General features: G+C 70.1%; 16 protein-coding genes and 1 pseudogene. 10 read left to right on the top strand and 7 right to left on the bottom strand.

Annotated elements, in window-relative coordinates:
* Positions 1–327, bottom strand: a 327-nt coding sequence (locus tag ABZ281_RS07410) for an SDR family oxidoreductase (RefSeq protein ID WP_356653045.1), incomplete at its 3' end; no start/stop codon positions are given.
* A gap of 5 nt (positions 328–332) precedes the next feature.
* Positions 333–1,052, bottom strand: a complete 720-nt coding sequence (fabG, locus tag ABZ281_RS07415) for a 3-oxoacyl-[acyl-carrier-protein] reductase (RefSeq protein ID WP_030852336.1) — start codon at positions 1,050–1,052, stop codon at positions 333–335.
* A 271-nt stretch (positions 1,053–1,323) separates the two neighbouring features.
* Between fabG and ABZ281_RS07420 the strand changes: the two genes are divergently transcribed.
* The 3 genes from ABZ281_RS07420 to tyrS all read left to right on the top strand — a co-directional run bounded on the left by ABZ281_RS07420 (position 1,324) and on the right by tyrS (position 5,660).
* Positions 1,324–2,847, top strand: a complete 1,524-nt coding sequence (locus ABZ281_RS07420; RefSeq protein WP_356653047.1) for a TldD/PmbA family protein — start codon at positions 1,324–1,326, stop codon at positions 2,845–2,847.
* Positions 2,848–2,953: 106 nt separating this feature from the next.
* Entirely contained in the window at positions 2,954–4,348 is a 1,395-nt protein-coding gene (locus tag ABZ281_RS07425; protein WP_356653049.1) for a metallopeptidase TldD-related protein, read from the top strand.
* Positions 4,349–4,391: 43 nt separating this feature from the next.
* Positions 4,392–5,660, top strand: coding sequence for a tyrosine--tRNA ligase (tyrS, locus tag ABZ281_RS07430; protein ID WP_356653051.1), 1,269 nt, complete (start codon positions 4,392–4,394; stop codon positions 5,658–5,660).
* Between the two features lie 59 nt (positions 5,661–5,719).
* On the opposite strand, the gene ABZ281_RS07435 is transcribed toward tyrS, so the two are convergent.
* On the bottom strand, positions 5,720–5,995 hold the full coding sequence (locus ABZ281_RS07435; RefSeq protein ID WP_356653053.1) for a GlsB/YeaQ/YmgE family stress response membrane protein: 276 nt from the start codon (positions 5,993–5,995) through the stop codon (positions 5,720–5,722).
* A gap of 245 nt (positions 5,996–6,240) precedes the next feature.
* Here ABZ281_RS07435 and ABZ281_RS07440 point away from each other — a divergent pair, with 245 nt between their 5' ends.
* Together ABZ281_RS07440 and ABZ281_RS07445 are read left to right on the top strand one after the other, a co-directional pair.
* Positions 6,241–6,636, top strand: coding sequence for a DUF3099 domain-containing protein (locus tag ABZ281_RS07440; RefSeq protein WP_356653055.1), 396 nt, complete (start codon positions 6,241–6,243; stop codon positions 6,634–6,636).
* Between the two features lie 236 nt (positions 6,637–6,872).
* Entirely contained in the window at positions 6,873–7,103 is a 231-nt protein-coding gene (locus ABZ281_RS07445; RefSeq protein ID WP_189589966.1) for a hypothetical protein, read from the top strand.
* 221 nt (positions 7,104–7,324) lie between these two features.
* Here ABZ281_RS07445 and moaA read toward each other — a convergent pair whose 3' ends face one another.
* The 3 genes from moaA to ABZ281_RS07460 form a co-directional block, all read right to left on the bottom strand.
* Positions 7,325–8,314, bottom strand: coding sequence for a GTP 3',8-cyclase MoaA (gene moaA / locus ABZ281_RS07450; protein ID WP_356653057.1), 990 nt, complete (start codon positions 8,312–8,314; stop codon positions 7,325–7,327).
* Positions 8,315–8,485: 171 nt separating this feature from the next.
* Entirely contained in the window at positions 8,486–10,111 is a 1,626-nt protein-coding gene (locus ABZ281_RS07455) for a cation acetate symporter (RefSeq protein WP_356653059.1), read from the bottom strand.
* On the bottom strand, positions 10,108–10,464 hold the full coding sequence (locus ABZ281_RS07460) for a DUF485 domain-containing protein (protein ID WP_356653061.1): 357 nt from the start codon (positions 10,462–10,464) through the stop codon (positions 10,108–10,110). The genes ABZ281_RS07455 and ABZ281_RS07460 overlap by 4 nt, the downstream gene beginning before the upstream one ends.
* Positions 10,465–10,718: 254 nt before the next feature.
* Between ABZ281_RS07460 and ABZ281_RS07465 the strand changes: the two genes are divergently transcribed.
* The 4 genes from ABZ281_RS07465 (at position 10,719) to ABZ281_RS07480 (ending at position 15,521) form a co-directional block, all read left to right on the top strand.
* Positions 10,719–12,248, top strand: coding sequence for a S8 family serine peptidase (locus ABZ281_RS07465; protein WP_356653063.1), 1,530 nt, complete (start codon positions 10,719–10,721; stop codon positions 12,246–12,248).
* A 62-nt stretch (positions 12,249–12,310) separates the two neighbouring features.
* A complete protein-coding gene (locus ABZ281_RS07470) occupies positions 12,311–13,840 on the top strand; it encodes a S8 family serine peptidase (RefSeq protein WP_356653065.1) in 1,530 nt (509 codons plus the stop codon).
* A gap of 77 nt (positions 13,841–13,917) precedes the next feature.
* A complete protein-coding gene (locus ABZ281_RS07475) occupies positions 13,918–14,448 on the top strand; it encodes a hypothetical protein (protein WP_356653067.1) in 531 nt (176 codons plus the stop codon).
* A gap of 158 nt (positions 14,449–14,606) precedes the next feature.
* Positions 14,607–15,521, top strand: coding sequence for a CopD family protein (locus ABZ281_RS07480; protein WP_356653071.1), 915 nt, complete (start codon positions 14,607–14,609; stop codon positions 15,519–15,521).
* A 20-nt stretch (positions 15,522–15,541) separates the two neighbouring features.
* Here the strand turns inward: ABZ281_RS07480 and ABZ281_RS07485 are convergent.
* Positions 15,542–15,902 (bottom strand): annotated as a pseudogene (locus ABZ281_RS07485) (lysoplasmalogenase family protein); the annotation flags it as partial.
* Between the two features lie 224 nt (positions 15,903–16,126).
* Here ABZ281_RS07485 and ABZ281_RS07490 point away from each other — a divergent pair.
* On the top strand, positions 16,127–16,503 hold a 377-nt coding region (locus ABZ281_RS07490; RefSeq protein ID WP_356653069.1), incomplete at its 3' end, for an exonuclease domain-containing protein.

A 16,503-nucleotide genomic window follows, 5' to 3' on the forward strand; every position in this document is an offset into this window, starting at 1 on the left:
CCCGGTTTTGTGTTGTTGGGGCGCCCGGGGGGGGGGTTGGGGCATAAGGGTTTGGAGCGCCCCCCGCTCGGGCCGGGCGTTCACCCGGGGGCTCTTGCGTCCGCGCCGCCGCCCGAGGTGCTCGTCGTTGGTGACGTCGAGCTCGATGACCTTGGTGGGCTTGGGGAGCTTCTTGGCGATGCGCTCGGTCAGCGTGGGCCGCGGGAACGCCGTGAGGATGATCTCGGCGCCCTGCTCCTGGGCCAGCTTGGCGGTGTGGAAGGCGATGGAGGACTCCGTCAGCACACCCGTGATCAGGATGCGCTTGCCCTCGAGAATTCCGCTCATGGTGATCAGTGACCCATTCCCAGTCCGCCGTCAACCGGAATGACGGCTCCAGTGATGTACGAGGCGTCGTCCGAGGCGAGGAACCGCACCGTCGCGGCGATCTCCTCCGGCTGCGCGTACCGGCCGAGCGGCACCTGCTTCACGATGCCTTCGCGCTGCTCGTCGGTGAGCACCTTGGTCATGTCGGTGTCGACGAAGCCGGGCGCGACGACGTTGAAGGTGAGGTTGCGCGAGCCCAGCTCACGGGCGAGGGAGCGCGCGAAGCCGACCAGGGCGGCCTTGGAGGCGGCGTAGTTCGACTGGCCGGGGCCGCCGTACAGACCGACGACGGACGAGATGAGCACCACGCGGCCCTTCTTGGCGCGCAGCATGCCGCGGTTGGCGCGCTTCACGACCCGGAAGGTGCCGGTGAGGTTGGTGTCGATGACCGAGGTGAAGTCCTCCTCGGACATGCGCATCAGGAGCTGGTCCTTGGTGATGCCGGCGTTGGCGATGAGGACCTCGACGGGACCGTGGGCCTCCTCGATCTCCTTGTAGGCCTGCTCCACCTGCTCGGCGTCGGTGATGTCGCACTTGACGGCCAGGCAGCCCAATTCCGTCAGGGCGGCCGGCGGCTCACCCGAGCGGTATGTGATGGCGACCTTGTCGCCGGCATCGGCGAAAGCGCGGGCGATGGCGAGGCCGATGCCCCGGTTGCCTCCGGTGACGAGAACCGAGCGGCTCAACGGATCACCCTTTCGATAGCGGTCTGATGCCCGCCCGGTCGCCTGGACGACAGGCGGTGATGACAGGCGGCTTCTTCGAAAACCTATCGGTCCGGGCACGTCCGCGGACAATCGGGCACCGACAGTGCCGTACGGGACTCACTGTCGGGTCCCTACAGAAACCCGCCGGTCCGGCCCCGCAAACTCGTGGCCCGCGCGCGGGATGGACGACATGATGCGGAGCAGTCACGACGTACGGCAACCACGGTCACCTCGACAGAAAGAGACGGCGGTGCCTCATACCATCGACGAGGCCTTCACGGCCCTCCCCCTACGCGCCCTCGCCGACGCGGCCCTCGCACGCGCGCGTGCGCTGGGCGCCGAGCACGCGGACTTACGGTTCGAGCGGGTGCGAGGCGCCTCCTGGCGGTTCCGGGACGCCAAGCCCGCCGGGTCGTCGGACACCACCGACCTCGGGTACGCGGTGCGGGTGGTGCACGGCGGTACATGGGGCTTCGCGTCCGGCGTCGACCTCACCATGGACGCCGCCGCCCGGGTCGCCGGGCAGGCGGTGGCGATGGCCAGGCTGTCCGCCCAGGTGATCAAGGCGGCCGGATCGGACGAGCGTGTCGAGCTGGCCGACGAGCCGGTGCACGCCGAGAAGACGTGGATCTCGTCGTACGAGACCGACCCCTTCTCCGTGCCCGACGAGGAGAAGGCCGGGCTGATCGCGCAGTGGAGTGCCCGGCTGCTGTCGGCCGACGGCGTCGACCACGTCGATTCCTCACTGCTCACGGTCCACGAGAACAAGTTCTACGCGGACACCGCGGGGACGGTGACCACACAGCAGCGGGTGCGGCTGCACCCGGTGTTCAACGCCGTGTCGGTGGACGAGTCGAGCGGCGAGTTCGACTCCATGCGCACCCTCGCGCCGCCGGTGGGACGCGGCTGGGAGTACCTGACGGGCACCGGCTGGGACTGGGCGGGCGAGCTGGAGCGGATCCCGGAGCTGCTCGCCGAGAAGATGCGCGCGCCGAGCGTGGAGCCGGGCCTGTACGACCTGGTCGTCGACCCGTCCAACCTGTGGCTGACCATCCACGAGTCCATCGGGCACGCCACCGAGCTCGACCGGGCGCTCGGCTACGAGGCCGCCTACGCCGGCACCTCCTTCGCCACGTTCGACCAGCTCGGCAAGTTGCGCTACGGCTCGGAGCTGATGAACGTCACCGGCGACCGCACCGCCGAGCACGGTCTGGCCACCATCGGCTACGACGACGAGGGCGTCCAGGGCCAGTCCTGGGACCTGGTCAAGGACGGCACGCTCGTCGGCTACCAGCTGGACCGGCGGATCGCGAAGCTCACCGGCTTCGAGCGGTCCAACGGCTGCGCCTACGCCGACTCCCCCGGGCATGTGCCGGTGCAGCGCATGGCCAACGTGTCGTTGCGGCCGGACCCGGCCGGAATGTCGACCGAGGACCTGATCGGGGGTGTGGAGCGCGGCATCTACGTCGTCGGCGACCGGTCCTGGTCGATCGACATGCAACGCTACAACTTTCAGTTCACCGGTCAGCGCTTCTACCGCATCGAGAACGGGCGGCTCGCCGGGCAGCTGCGCGATGTCGCCTACCAGGCGACGACCACCGACTTCTGGGGCTCGATGTCCGCGGTGGGCGGGCCGCAGACCTATGTGCTCGGCGGCGCCTTCAACTGCGGCAAGGCCCAGCCGGGGCAGGTCGCGGCCGTCTCCCACGGCTGCCCGTCGGCCCTCTTCAAGGGCGTCAACATTCTGAACACGACCCAGGAGGCCGGTCGATGAACATCAGCTGCAGCATCGGCTGGGGGTCCGGGGGCCCGCGGCGGCAGCCGCTGATGTCACCGCCCCCGGGAAAGCACAGTCTGGACACGACCCAGGAGGCCGGTCGATGAGCGCGCGTTCCAGCAAGCCGCACGAGGTCGTCGAGCGCGCCCTCGAACTGTCCCGGGCGGACGGCTGTGTCGTCATCGCCGACGAGCAGTCCACCGCGAACCTGCGCTGGGCGGGCAACGCGCTGACCACGAACGGCGTCACCCGCGGGCGCACGCTCACCGTCGTCGCCACCATCGACGGCAAGGAGGGCACGGCCTCCGGGGTCGTGTCGCGGTCCGCCGTGACCCCCGACGAGCTGGAGCCCTTGGTGCGGGCCGCCGAGGCCGCCGCACGCGGCGCAGGGCCCGCCGAGGACGCGCAGCCGCTGGTCACGGGCGTGGCGCAGTCGCCGGAGTTCACGGAGGCGCCCGTCGAGACCTCCTCCGCCGTGTTCGCCGACTTCGCTCCCGCCCTCGGCGAGGCCTTCGCACGCGCGCGGGCGGGCGGGCGCGAGCTGTACGGCTTCGCCAACCACGAGCTGGTGTCCTCGTACGTCGGCACGTCCACGGGGCTGCGGCTGCGGCACGACCAGCCGAACGGGACGCTGGAGCTGAACGCCAAGTCACCGGACCGGACCCGGTCCGCGTGGGCCGGGCGCTCCACGCGGGACTTCAAGGACGTCGACCCGGCGGTCCTGGACGCGGAGCTGGCCGTGCGCCTCGGGTGGGCCGAGCGGCGCGTGGCGCTGCCCGCCGGGCGTTACGAGACGCTGCTGCCGCCGACGGCCGTGGCGGACCTGCTGATCTACCAGATGTGGTCGGCGTCGGGCCGGGACGCGGTCGAGGGCCGCACGGTGTTCTCCAAGCCGGGCGGGGGCACGCGGGTCGGCGAGAAGCTGACCGACCTGCCGCTGACCCTGCGCAGCGACCCGAACGAGCCGGGCCTGGAGTCGGCGCCCTTCGTGATCGCGCACTCCTCCGGGGGCGATCAGTCGGTGTTCGACAACGGACTGCCGCTGGCGGCCACGGAGTGGATGCGCGAGGGCGAGCTTCGGCATCTGACGACCAGCAGGCACAGCGCGGGGCTGACCGGCCTGCCCGTGGCGCCGGGCATCGACAACATCGTCCTGGACGGGGGTGAGGACCGCTCCCTGGACGAGATGGTCGCGAACACCGAGCGCGGGCTGCTGCTGACCTGCCTGTGGTACATCCGCGAGGTCGACCCGGCGTCACTGCTGCTCACCGGTCTGACCCGGGACGGCGTCTACCTGGTCGAGAACGGCGAGGTGACGGGCGAGGTGAACAACTTCCGGTTCAACGAGTCGCCGGTCGGGGTGCTGGGCCGGGCCACGGAGGCGGGGCGGACCGAGAAGACGCTGCCGCGGGAATGGAGCGACTGGTTCACCAGGGCCGCGATGCCGGCTCTGCGGGTGCCCGACTTCAATATGAGCTCTGTCAGCCAGGGCGTATAACCTCGTACCTGGTTACGAACCAACTCAAGGAGATACGAGAACCGTGACGGACATCGTCGACGAGCTGAAGTGGCGCGGGCTGTTCGCCCTGTCCACTGACGAGGACGCTTTGCGCAAGGCGCTCGCGGACGGTCCCGTCACGTTCTATTGCGGTTTCGACCCGACGGCGCCGTCGCTGCACGTGGGGCACCTGGTGCAGGTGCTCACCGTGCGCCGGCTCCAGCAGGCCGGTCACCGGCCGCTGGCGCTGGTCGGCGGTGCCACGGGCCTGATCGGCGACCCGCGCCCGACCGCGGAGCGCACGCTGAACGACCCCGAGACGGTCACCGGCTGGGTCGCCAAACTGCGCGCCCAGATCGAGCCGTTCCTGGAGTTCGAGGGCGAGAACGCGGCCGTCATGGTCAACAACCTCGACTGGACGGAGAACCTCTCCGCGATCGAGTTCCTCCGTGACATCGGCAAGCACTTCCGTGTCAACAAGATGCTGACGAAGGATTCCGTGGCCCGGCGCCTGGAGTCCTCGGAGGGCATCAGCTACACGGAGTTCAGCTACCAGCTGCTCCAGGGCATGGACTTCCTCCAGCTGTACCGGCGCTACGGCTGCACGCTGCAGCAGGGCGGCAGCGACCAGTGGGGCAATCTCACGGCGGGCCTGGACCTGATCCACCGCCTGGAGCCGGACGCGACCGCGCACGCGCTGGCGACGCCGCTGATGACCAAGGCGGACGGCACCAAGTTCGGCAAGACCGAGGGCGGCGCCGTCTGGCTCGACCCGGAGATGACGACGCCGTACGCGTTCTACCAGTTCTGGCTGAACGTGGACGACCGGGACATCTCCCGGTACATGCGCATCCTGTCCTTCCGCTCCCGCCAGGAGCTGGAGGAGCTGGAGCGGCAGACCGAGGAGCGTCCACAGGCCCGGGCCGGGCAGCGTGCGCTGGCCGAGGAGCTGACGACGCTGGTGCACGGCGCCGGTCAGACGGCCGCCGTGATCGCCGCGTCCAGGGCCCTGTTCGGGCAGGGCGATCTGGCGGAGCTCGATGAGAAGACGCTGGCGGCGGCCCTGTCGGAGGTGCCGCACATCCAGGTCGCCGAGCTCCGTCCGGCCGTGGATCTCTTCGCCGAGGTCGGCCTGGTGGCCAGCAAGTCGGCCGCGCGCCGCACGGTCAAGGAGGGCGGCGCCTACGTGAACAACGTCAAGGTCGCCGGCGAGGACGCCGTCCCCGCCAAGGAGGATCTGCTGCACGGCCGCTGGCTGGTGCTGCGCCGGGGCAAGAAGAACCTGGCCGCGGTCGAGGTCACGGGCGGCTGAGAGCGTGAGGAAGGGGGCGGTCTCCGTTGCGGAGGCCGCCCCCTTCGCCGTACGCCCCGTTATGCCCTCTGTTTGTTTCCCCTGGCCGCCGTCCAGGCCCGGTCGCCCAGACCGACGAGGATGATCGCCATCACCAGCTGGAAGACGTGCCGCCACCAGTCGATTCCCGATGTGGCGTCGACGCCGGCCGCCCGGGCGATGGCGTTGCCGGCGATGGCGCCGATCATGCCCAGGATGACGGTCAGCCACAGGGGAATGTGTTGCTTGCCCGGAATGATCGCCTTGGCGATCAGGCCGAGTACCAGTCCTACGATGATCGCCCACAACCAGCCCATCGCTGCCTCCTCGTGCGGCTCGACGTGAGCACTACGGCCAGTGTCGGCCCAGGAACCGTACGCCGCATTCCGACGCGGGCCGTCCGCGGGACGGCGCAGACCGTTCGCCCCGGCGGTGCGCCACCCGGTCTCGTAGCCGGGGCAGGCGCGGCGTAACGTGGGAGCTGTCCTGGTCAGGTTTCCCCGACCGGATGGGGACGGCTACGGGGCGGGGAGAGTCCGATACGGGCGGATGGTGGAATGTGATGCGGAAGCAGCATGGCGGCGGCAACGTCCAGGTTTTCCGGATCACCGGCGCCCGGACGGGACTCCAGGAGGACGTACGCGGGCGGCAGCGCCGGTACGTGATCTCGATGACGGTCCGCACGATCTCCGTGATCCTCGCGGCCACGTTGTGGAACGTCGAACGGCACGTCGCCATCGTGGCGTTGGTGCTCGGGCTGGTGCTGCCGTACATCGCGGTGGTGATCGCGAACGCGGGGCGCGAGAACGCGCCGTCTCTGCCGTCGACGTACGTGGTGTCGCAGACGCGTCCGATGATCGCGCCGTCGGGTTCCGGTGACGGGGCGGCGGAATCCGCCGCGGAAGACGCCGTGTCCGGGCCGGTGCCGGGTGCGGGGAGCGAGTCGTCCGAGCGATAGGGGCGCTCGGGGGGCGATCACGGGAGATCGCGAAGGGAAGGCATCTTCGCGCCAAGCTCAAGAAAAGCTCAGATCAATCATGTTGTTCCAGTGCCGGGCTCGGGGTTACCCGTGACATACTTCGTACGCGCTCCGCATCCCCCGTCGGAGCGACGGACCGACGCCGGGCAGCTCCCCCCGTGGCTGCTCGGCGTCGCCTTTTGTGCCGTGATGATGTGCAGTGGTGAGACGAAGCTGTGAGTGACGAGACGCCCATCTGTTCCGCGAAGGGCTGCCGCGCCGAGGCCGTGTGGGTGCTGGCGTGGAACAACCCGAAGATCCATACGCCGGAGCGGCGCAAGACGTGGCTGGCCTGTGAGGAGCATCGCGAGCACTTGTCTCAGTTCCTCGGCGTGCGGGGGTTTTTGAAGGACGTGGTCCTACTGAAGGAGTGGGAGTCCGAGGACTCCCCGTCCCGGGACTCCTAGCCCCCGATGGCCGACATCTAGTGCCGCGGCAGGCAACGTTTGCCCGTTGAGGAGCGGCGTTTGGTGCGTGCTCTCGGCGTGGCGGCCGGAAGCCCTCGTACTGGACGTACTCGGGGTTTCGGCCGGTGCGCCGAGTGGGGGTGCCCCCTGCTCGAGCGGAGTCGAGAGCTTGGGGGAGCGTGCCGGGCGTCGTGACGGGGCGAACGTTGCCTGTCGCGGCACTAGCCCCCGATGGCCGACATCGGCCGGTCGGGCTGCACGAACGTCGGGTCGTCCAGGCCCGCTCCCGCCTTCTTGCCCCACATCGCCAGGCGCCAGATGCGGGCGATCTCCTCGTCCGGGGCGCCCGAGCGCAGCGCGGCCCGCAGGTCCGTCTCCTCCTGGGCGAACAGGCAGGTGCGGACCTGGCCGTCGGCCGTGAGGCGGGTGCGGTCGCAGGCCGCGCAGAACGGGCGGGTGACGGAGGCGATGACGCCGACCACATGCGGGCCGCCGTCGACGAGCCAGCGCTCCGCCGGTGCCGAGCCGCGCTTCTCCTCACCCTCGGCGGTCAGTTCGAAGCGGGTACGCAGGGAGGCCAGGATGTCCCCGGCCGTGATCATGCCGTCGCGCTTCCAGCCGTGCTGGGCGTCCAGGGGCATCTGCTCGATGAAGCGCAGCTCGTAGTCGTGCTCCACGGCCCAGGCGAGGAGGTCGGGGGCCTCGTCGTCGTTGAGCCCCGGCATCAGGACCGAGTTGACCTTGACCGGGGTCAGGCCGGCGTCGCGGGCGGCGTACAGGCCCTCGATGACGTCCTTGTGGCGGTCGCGGCGGGTGAGGGTTTTGAAGACGTCCGGGCGGAGCGTGTCGAGGGAGACGTTGACCCGGTCCAGGCCTGCCTCCTTCAGGGCCGCCGCCGTGCGCTTGAGGCCGATGCCGTTGGTCGTCAACGACATCTGGGGGCGGGCGTCCAGCGCCGCGACGCGCTCGACGATGCCGACCAGGCCCGGGCGCAGCAGCGGCTCGCCGCCGGTGAAGCGGACCTCCTCGATCCCGAGAGACGTGACCGCGATGTCGATCAGGCGGACTATCTCGTCGTCGTCAAGCAGGTCCGGCTTGGCCAGCCACTGCAGGCCCTCCTCGGGCATGCAGTACGTACAGCGCAGGTTGCACCGGTCGGTCAGTGAGACCCTCAGGTCGGTGGCCACCCGGCCGTAGGTGTCGATGAGCACGTGGGCCCCCTCCCTCGTCGCGGATCATGCGTGCGGCACTGCTTGTCCGACACCTGCGAGCCTACGTGACCCCACCGACAACGCCACAGGCCCGATCCCACGACACACCGCGCGGCCGGGCCGCAGGGACCTGGAGGTTCCTACGACACGGCCGCGCGGGAGGGGTCGTGCTCAGTGGGCTCCGGTGCCGGTCAGGGACCGGACCTCCAGCTCCGCGTACTTCTTGACGTCGGGCTCCTCCTTGGACAGGACCGTGCCGAGCCAGCCCATGAGGAAGCCGAAGGGGATGGAGATGATGCCCGGGTTCTTCAGCGGGAACCAGGCGAAGTCGACCTCGGGGAACATCGCCTTGGGGTCGCCGGAGACGACGGGCGAGAACAGCACCAGGCCGACGGCGACGATCAGACCGCCGTAGATCGACCACAGCGCGCCCTGGGTGGTGAAGCGCTTCCAGAACAGGCTGTAGAGGATCGTCGGCAGGTTGGCGGAGGCGGCGACCGCGAAGGCGAGCGCGACCAGCCCGGCCACGTTCAGGTCGCGGGCCAGGGCTCCGAGGCCGATGGAGACGACGCCGATGAAGACGGTCGCCCAGCGGGCCGCACGCACTTCCTCAGCGCCGGAGGCCTTCCCCTTGCGGATGACGTTGGCGTAGATGTCGTGCGCGAAGGACGACGACGAGGCGAGGGTGAGGCCGGCGACGACGGCGAGGATCGTCGCGAAGGCGACCGCCGAGATCGTGGCGAGCAGGATGGCACCCCAGGTCGAGTCGACACCGCCCAGATGCAGGGCGAGCAGGGGTGCGGCCGTGTTTCCGGACGGGTTGGACGCGATGATTTCGTCCTGGGAGATCAGCGCGGCGGCGCCGAAGCCGAGGGCGATGGTCATCAGGTAGAAGCCGCCGATGATGCCGATCGCCCAGTTCACGGACTTACGGGCGGCCTTGGCGTCGGGCACCGTGTAGAAGCGGATCAGGATGTGCGGCAGGCCGGCGGTGCCGAGGACCAGGGCGATGCCGAGGGAGATGAAGTCCAGCTTGGAGGTGCCGGTCGCGCCGAACTGGAGACCGGGCTCCAGGAAGGCGGCGCCCTTGCCGCTGTTCTCGGCGGCCTGGCCGAGCAGGTCGGAGATGTTGAAGTTGAACTTCAGCAGTACCAGGAAGGTGATCAGGATGGTGCCGCCGATGAGCAGCACGGCCTTGACCATCTGGACCCAGGTGGTGCCCTTCATGCCGCCGATGGAGACGTAGACGATCATCAGGACGCCGACGAGGGCGACGATGAGGATCTTGCCGGCGTCGGAGGTGATGCCGAGCAGCAGCGAGACGAGGATGCCCGCTCCGGCCATCTGGGCGAGCAGGTAGAAGATCGACACCACGATGGTGGAGGTGCCGGCGGCGGTGCGGACCGGGCGCTGGCGCATGCGGTACGCGAGGACGTCGCCCATGGTGTAGCGGCCGGAGTTCCGCAGCGGCTCGGCCACCAGGAGCAGGGCGACCAGCCAGGCGACCAGGAAGCCGATGGAGTAGAGGAAGCCGTCGTAGCCGAAGAGGGCGATGGCGCCCGCGATGCCGAGGAACGACGCGGCGGACATGTAGTCGCCGGAGACGGCGAGGCCGTTCTGGAAGGCGCTGAACTGGCGGCCGCCGGCGTAGAAGTCGGCGGCGTCCTTGGTCTGGCGGCCCGCCCAGATGGTGATGCCGAGGGTCGCGAGGACGAACAGCGCGAACAGGGTGATGATCAGCGGGCGGTGCTCGCTGGCCTCGTTCGCCGCGATGAGGGTGTGCTGTACGGGGCTCATGCGCCGCTCTCCATCCGGGTCTTGATGGCCTCGGCCTTGGGGTCGAGCTTCGCGGCGGCGTGCCGCGAGTACCACCAGGCGATGAGGAACGTGGTGACGAACTGGGCGACGCCGAAGACGAGGGCGACGTTGATGTTGCCGAACAGCTTGGTGCCCATGAAGCCGCCCGCGTAGTTCGAGAGCAGGACGTACAGCAGGTACCAGGCGATGAAGCCGACGGTCAGGGGGAAGGCGAAGGAGCGGTAGGAGCGGCGCAGTTCACCGAACTCCGCGCTCTCGTGCACCTCGGCGAACTCCTCGGGTGAGGGGAGCTTGTGTTGCTCTTTCGAGGGGGGCGGTGCGTCGGTGGCCACGAGGTCTCCTCGCAATGACGGAAGCGGTTGTGAACGGAGGCGGAGGCGAGTGTCCTCGCGCTCCTTGTTCAACGTCACGGCGGCACGGGAGAACCGGTTCAATCGCCCGGCGTTCTTTCCGAAGTCGTTTCGACAAAGCGTTGCTGGCCAGCGAGAGGCCGGGATAGCTTCACCCTGCACCACCACGTCATGTACCTGCCCGAGCACCACCTGTGCCTCGGGCCGGTTTCGTTTCCGGAGGATGTGGAGACCCCATGTCTCACTTGCGTTCCAGACACCGGCTCGCTCTCGCCGTGCCCGTCGTGTTGTCCCTGACGGCCTCGCTGGGCTTCCTGCCGACCGCCGCGTCGGCGGCCCCGCGGGCGGAGTCGGCCACCCGGACGGCGGACGCGCCGAAGCTGGCGTACGTCGTCAACACCAAGGTGGGCCGCCACACGATCGCGTCGGTGAAGAAGGCGATCGCGAAGGCCGACGGTTCGGTCGTGACCACGTACGAGCGGATCGGCGTCATCGTCGTTTACTCCTCGAACCCCGACTTCGCCAAGACCGTCCGCAAGGCGCGCGGCGTGCAGTCGGCGGGTGCGACGCGGACGACGCCGCTGACGGCCGCGGGGACGAAGGAGGAGGGCGCCGTCGAGTACCTGACGGGAGCCCAGGCCGAGCGCACCGAGGCCGCCTCGGCGAAGACGCCCGAGAGCGAGCCCCTCGAGGCGGACCAGTGGGACCTGCGCGCGATCGGCGCCGACAAGGCCGCTCAGATCAACCCGGGCAGCCGCAAGGTGACCGTCGCCGTGATCGACACCGGCGTGGACGACACCCACCCCGACATCGCCCCGAACTTCTCCGCGTCGCAGTCCGCCAACTGCGCCGGCGGCAAGCCCGACACCAGCGAGGGCGCCTGGCGTCCGTACACCGCCGAGGACTACCACGGCACGCACGTCGCGGGGGAGATAGCCGCCGCCCGCAACGGCGTGGGCGTCGCGGGCGTCGCTCCCGGTGTGAAGGTGTCCAGCATCAACGTGACCGACCGGGCGAACGGCCTCTTCTACCCGGAGAGCGTCGTGTGCGCGTTCGTGTTCGCCGCCGACCACGGCGTCGAGATCACGAACAACAGCTACTACGTCGACCCGTGGCTGTACAACTGCATGGACGACCCGGACCAGCGGGCCATCGTCGACGCGGTCAACCGGGCGCAGCTGTACGCCCAGAAGAAGGGCACGCTCAACGTCGCCGCCGCGGGCAACTCCAACCACGACCTGGACTCGGACGCGATCGTCGACGACTCCAGCCCCGACGACTCCACCCCGGTCGAGCGCACCATCGACCCGCACGAGTGCTTCGACGTGCCGAACCAGTTGCCGGGTGTCGTCACGGTGAGCTCGACGGGTGTCGACAACGTCAAGTCGTACTTCTCGACGTACGGCAAGGGCGTCGTCGACGTCGCGGCGCCGGGTGGCGACGGGCGCTACCAGATCCCGGACACGCCCTCGAAGAACGGCCGCATCCTGTCCACCCTGCCGAACGGCACGTGGGGCTTCCTGCAAGGCACTTCGATGGCCTCGCCGCACGCCTCCGGAGTCGCCGCGCTGCTGAAGTCCAAGCACCCCTGGGCGTCTCCGGCCCAGCTCCAGGCGCTGCTGAAGGCGCAGGCCGACGAGACCGCCTGCCCCGCCTCCTACGACCAGGACGGCGACGGCACGCAGGACGCGGTCTGCAAGGGCGGCAAGCGCCTCAACGGCTTCTACGGGTACGGCATCGTCAACGCGCTGCGCGCGGTCAAGTGACCCGACCGCTCACCGGGACCCCTCGCAAGATCAGCTCGTACCGTGAACGAACTGGAGACACCATGACTGCGCCGTACGCGCGCTACCGTCGCGCCGTCGCGATCCCGGCCGGGATGGCCATGGCCACGGCCCTCGCGTTCCTGCCGAACACCGCGGCCACGGCAGCCGAGGACGCCCCCGCTCCCGCCGCGGCGGCCCGGGCCGACGCGGCCCCGCTCAGCTATGTCGTCAACGTCAGGCCGGGACACGGCACTTCGGCGTACGTGAAGAAGGCCGTCGTGAAGGCCGGCGGCACGATCGTGACGTCGTACGACCAGATCGGCGTCATCGTCGTCCACTCCTCGAACGCCGACTTCGCCAAGACCATCCGCAAGGTGCGCGGCGTGCAGTCGGCGGGCGCCACCCGTACCGCGCCGCTCCCGTCAGCGTCGACCGGTGACCTGGGCGCGCCGAAGGTCCTGAGCGCGGCCGAGGTCGCCGCGGCCGACGCCCCCGCCGGGCAGGACCCGCTCCAGCCCCAGCAGTGGGACCTGCCGGCCATCAAGGCGGACAAGGCGCACGAGAAGACGCTGGGCAGCAAGAAGGTCACGGTCGCCGTGATCGACACCGGTGTCGACGACACCCACCCCGACATCGCGCCCAACTTCGACCGCAAGGCGTCGGTCAACTGCGTGTCGGGCAAGCCGGACACGGCCGACGGGGCCTGGCGGCCGAGCGCCGAGGAGAGCCCGCACGGCACGCACGTCGCCGGTGAGATCGCCGCCGCCAAGAACGGCGTCGGCATGACCGGTGTCGCGCCCGGGGTGAAGGTCTCCGGCATCAAGGTGTCCACCACGGCCGGCTTCTTCTACACCGAGGCCGTGGTCTGCGGCTTCGTGTGGGCGGCCGAGCACGGGGTCGACGTCACGAACAACAGCTATTACACGGACCCCTGGTACTTCAACTGCAAGAACGACCCGGACCAGAAGGCGCTCGTGGAGGCCGTCGGCCGGGCCTCGCGGTACGCGGAGAAGAAGGGCGCGGTCAACGTCGCCGCGGCGGGCAACGAGAACTACGACCTCGCCTCCGACGAGATCACCGACCCGTCGTCCCCGAACGACACCACGCCGGGCGACCGGGTCGTCGACCCCTCGAAGTGCCTCGACATCCCGACACAGCTGCCGGGGGTCGTCACGGTCGCCTCGACGGGCGCGAAGGGCATCAAGTCGTCCTTCTCCAACCACGGTCTGGGCGTCATCGACATGGCCGCCCCGGGCGGCGACTCGACCGCCTACCAGAAGCCGGACGCGCCGGCCACGAGCGGCCTCATCCTGGGCACGCTGCCGGGCGGCAAGTGGGGCTACATGGCCGGTACGTCGATGGCGTCCCCGCATGTCGCGGGCGTGGCCGCGCTCATCAAGTCGACGCACCCGTACGCCTCTCCGGCCCTGGTGAAGGCCCTGCTGTACGCGGAGGCCGACGCCACGCCGTGCACGGACCCGTACGACATCAACGGCGACGGCAAGATCGACGCGGTGTGCGAGGGCTCGAAGAACCGCAACGGTTTCTACGGCTGGGGCATCGCGGACGCGCTGGACGCGGTGACCAAGTAGAGCTCGTGTGAAGGTGATCCGGGCCGGACGGGGGTATCCGTCCGGCCCGTTTCGTGTCTGCGGCAGGATTTCTTGTCATGGACGTGTACGAAGATCCGGCGACCTGGACAGCCCGACCCGCGCGGCCGCAGTGGCAGTTGGCCCTGCGGTTCGCCGGGAGTGTGGTGTGGTTTCCGGTGGTGTGTGTGCTGTGGGCGGCAGTGGTGGCCGTGTTCCTCGTGGTCGGTATGTTCGCCGAGGTGATCACTGTCTTCAGCAACACCCTTGAACGCCGCTACCTCGACGCCATGGGCTGGACGACGGACCGCGTCGGGTGGCTGGCCTCCTGGTGCGTGTCCTGGCCGGAGCTGCGTCACGAGGGGGACGTCGAGTACTACAAGGCGCGCGTGGAGAAGGTGGTGGGCAAGTGGACCGCCCGGGCCTCCGCGCCGATCGTGCCGAAGAAGCCGAGACCTCCGGTGGAGTGTGCGATATCCCTGCGGGACTACCGGGGGGTCGGCGGGTGGTACGTCGCCGACGTCGCGCTCGCACAGGGGTGGGATCTGCGGCCTAGGGACGAGTACAAGGAGGTGCGGCTGTGGTGGTCGGCCGCGCCCCGGGTTGATTGAGTTCCGCCGACTTGCCCGGACGTGTGGAGGTTGGTGAAGATCCTGGGGTGACTTCGCCAAGACCCATACCCGGGGTGACCGATCCGCGCGGCCCGCTGCGGCCCACCGGTGCGGGCCGGGCCGTCGCCGTCCTGGTGCTGGTGGCACTGGCCGCCTCGATGCCGCTGCTCGGCCCCTCCGCCGCGCTGCACGGCACCGGCGAGGCCGAAGTGCCCGGCGCCGGCGGCATGGCCCTGCTGCGCACCGTGCTGTTCGCGGCGCTGTGCATCCCCGTCGGCGAACTGTTCGTGAACCGGCTTGCGCGTTCGCTGCCCGGCACGGAGGCCGGGCACCCGGCTGTGCCCCGCAGCTGGTCCCCCTTCGCCGCCGCGGCCGGTTTCGTCGCCGCCCTCGGACTCGCCACGGTCGTGGCCACCGGTAATCTCGTGCCGGGCGACGTGTCGGACGTCGACGTCGGCGGACTCCACGCGTCCCGGGACGGCAAGCTGGCCCTGTTGGAGGTCAACGCGTTCCTCGTGGCGGGGCTGTGCGCCGTGTCACGCCGGCCGGTCACGCAGGCGTGGCCGCTGGCCGCCGTGGTCGTCGCCGAGGCCCTGCGCGCCCATCCCACGACCGAGCACAGCCCGCTGACCGGCTCCGCTCTGACGCTCGTCCATCTGACCTGCGCGGCGTTGTGGGCGGGCGGGCTCCTCCACGCGCTGCGCATCCTGCGGCTCCGGTCCGGCCGTGACGGCACGTCGGCCGGTGCGGCCCTGCTGGGTCTCTACGCGCGCGTGGCGGTCGTGCTGCTCGCCGCCATCACCGCGACGGGCGTGTGCAGTTCACTGCGCCGGATGCCGCCGGAGACGGTCCTGGAGCAGCTGACGGGGACGGCCTACGGCCGGGCGCTGCTCGCCAAGGTGCTCCTCGTGGTGGTCGTCGCCGCCCTCGCCGTGTGGGCCCGGCGGCGGCTGCGCCGGGCGGCCGACCCGCTGACCGCCTGCGCGCCGGCCGGGGCCGAGGTCGCCGCCCTGGGCCTGGCGGTCGCGGCGTCCGGTCTGCTGACGGTGCTTCCGGTACCCATCCGCTGGTGACGCCGGTGCGTGGGCCGGTCTCAGACGGTGCGCATCTCTCCGTACGTCGCGGCCGGTGCCCTGCGCGCGTGGAGCGCCCCGACGGTGCCGCCGGCCAGCAGGGCCTGGCGAGGTACGTGAGCATGACCCAGAAGTCCGGCGCGGGCAGCTGCGGCCACTCGGCGACACCGGTCGCGATGAGGGTGTCGGACAGCAGGAACAACGCCCCGCCGAGCCCGGTGAAGAGGCCGAGCCGGGTGGCGGACCGGTACGCCATGGCGGTGAGCAGGACGCTGTACCCGGCGACGGGCACCCGCAGGCCGGCGGGCAGGTCCGGCCACAGCAGCGCGACGGTCGTGACGAGGCGGCCGTGTATCCGAGGGCCAGGACGCCGGCACGCGCATGACCGACGGTACGCGCTTGCTCCTTGGCGACCACTGCCAATGCGGTTCAGGACGAAGAGGGACGCCGACGGACGCGACGTACGTCTGATCGACTGAGTATCGATCAGACGTACGCCTCGTGAACGGACAGACCGGACAAGACGCCTGAGGGGGCGTCTGAGGACCCCTGCGGGGGCACCTGGCGGACGGGGCTGTCAGTCGCGGCCCGTATCCTCAGGAACCATGCTGGAAGACCTCACGACCGCAGTGTTCTCCGCCACGCCGTGGCCGGCCGCGTATCCCAAGGGGTACGCGGTCGTTGACGTGGAGACCACGGGCCTGGCCCGGGACGACCGCATCATCTCCGCGGCGGTCTACCGGCTGGACGAGCGCGGCGAGGTCGAGGACCACTGGTACACGACCGTCAACCCCGAGCGCGACCCGGGACCGGTGTGGATCCACGGACTGACGAGCGAGGCGCTCGAGGGGGCGCCCCTCTTCCCGGACATCGCCGAGGAGTTCACCGCCCGGCTGGCGGGCCGGGTCCTCGTCGCGCACAACGCCGTCTTCGACTGGCAGATGATCGCCCGGGAGTACGCACGCGCCGAGCGCGAGGCGCC

Origin of the sequence: Streptomyces sp. NPDC006265, from assembly GCF_040613555.1 — a bacterium.
In the GTDB taxonomy this organism is placed as follows: domain Bacteria; phylum Actinomycetota; class Actinomycetes; order Streptomycetales; family Streptomycetaceae; genus Streptomyces.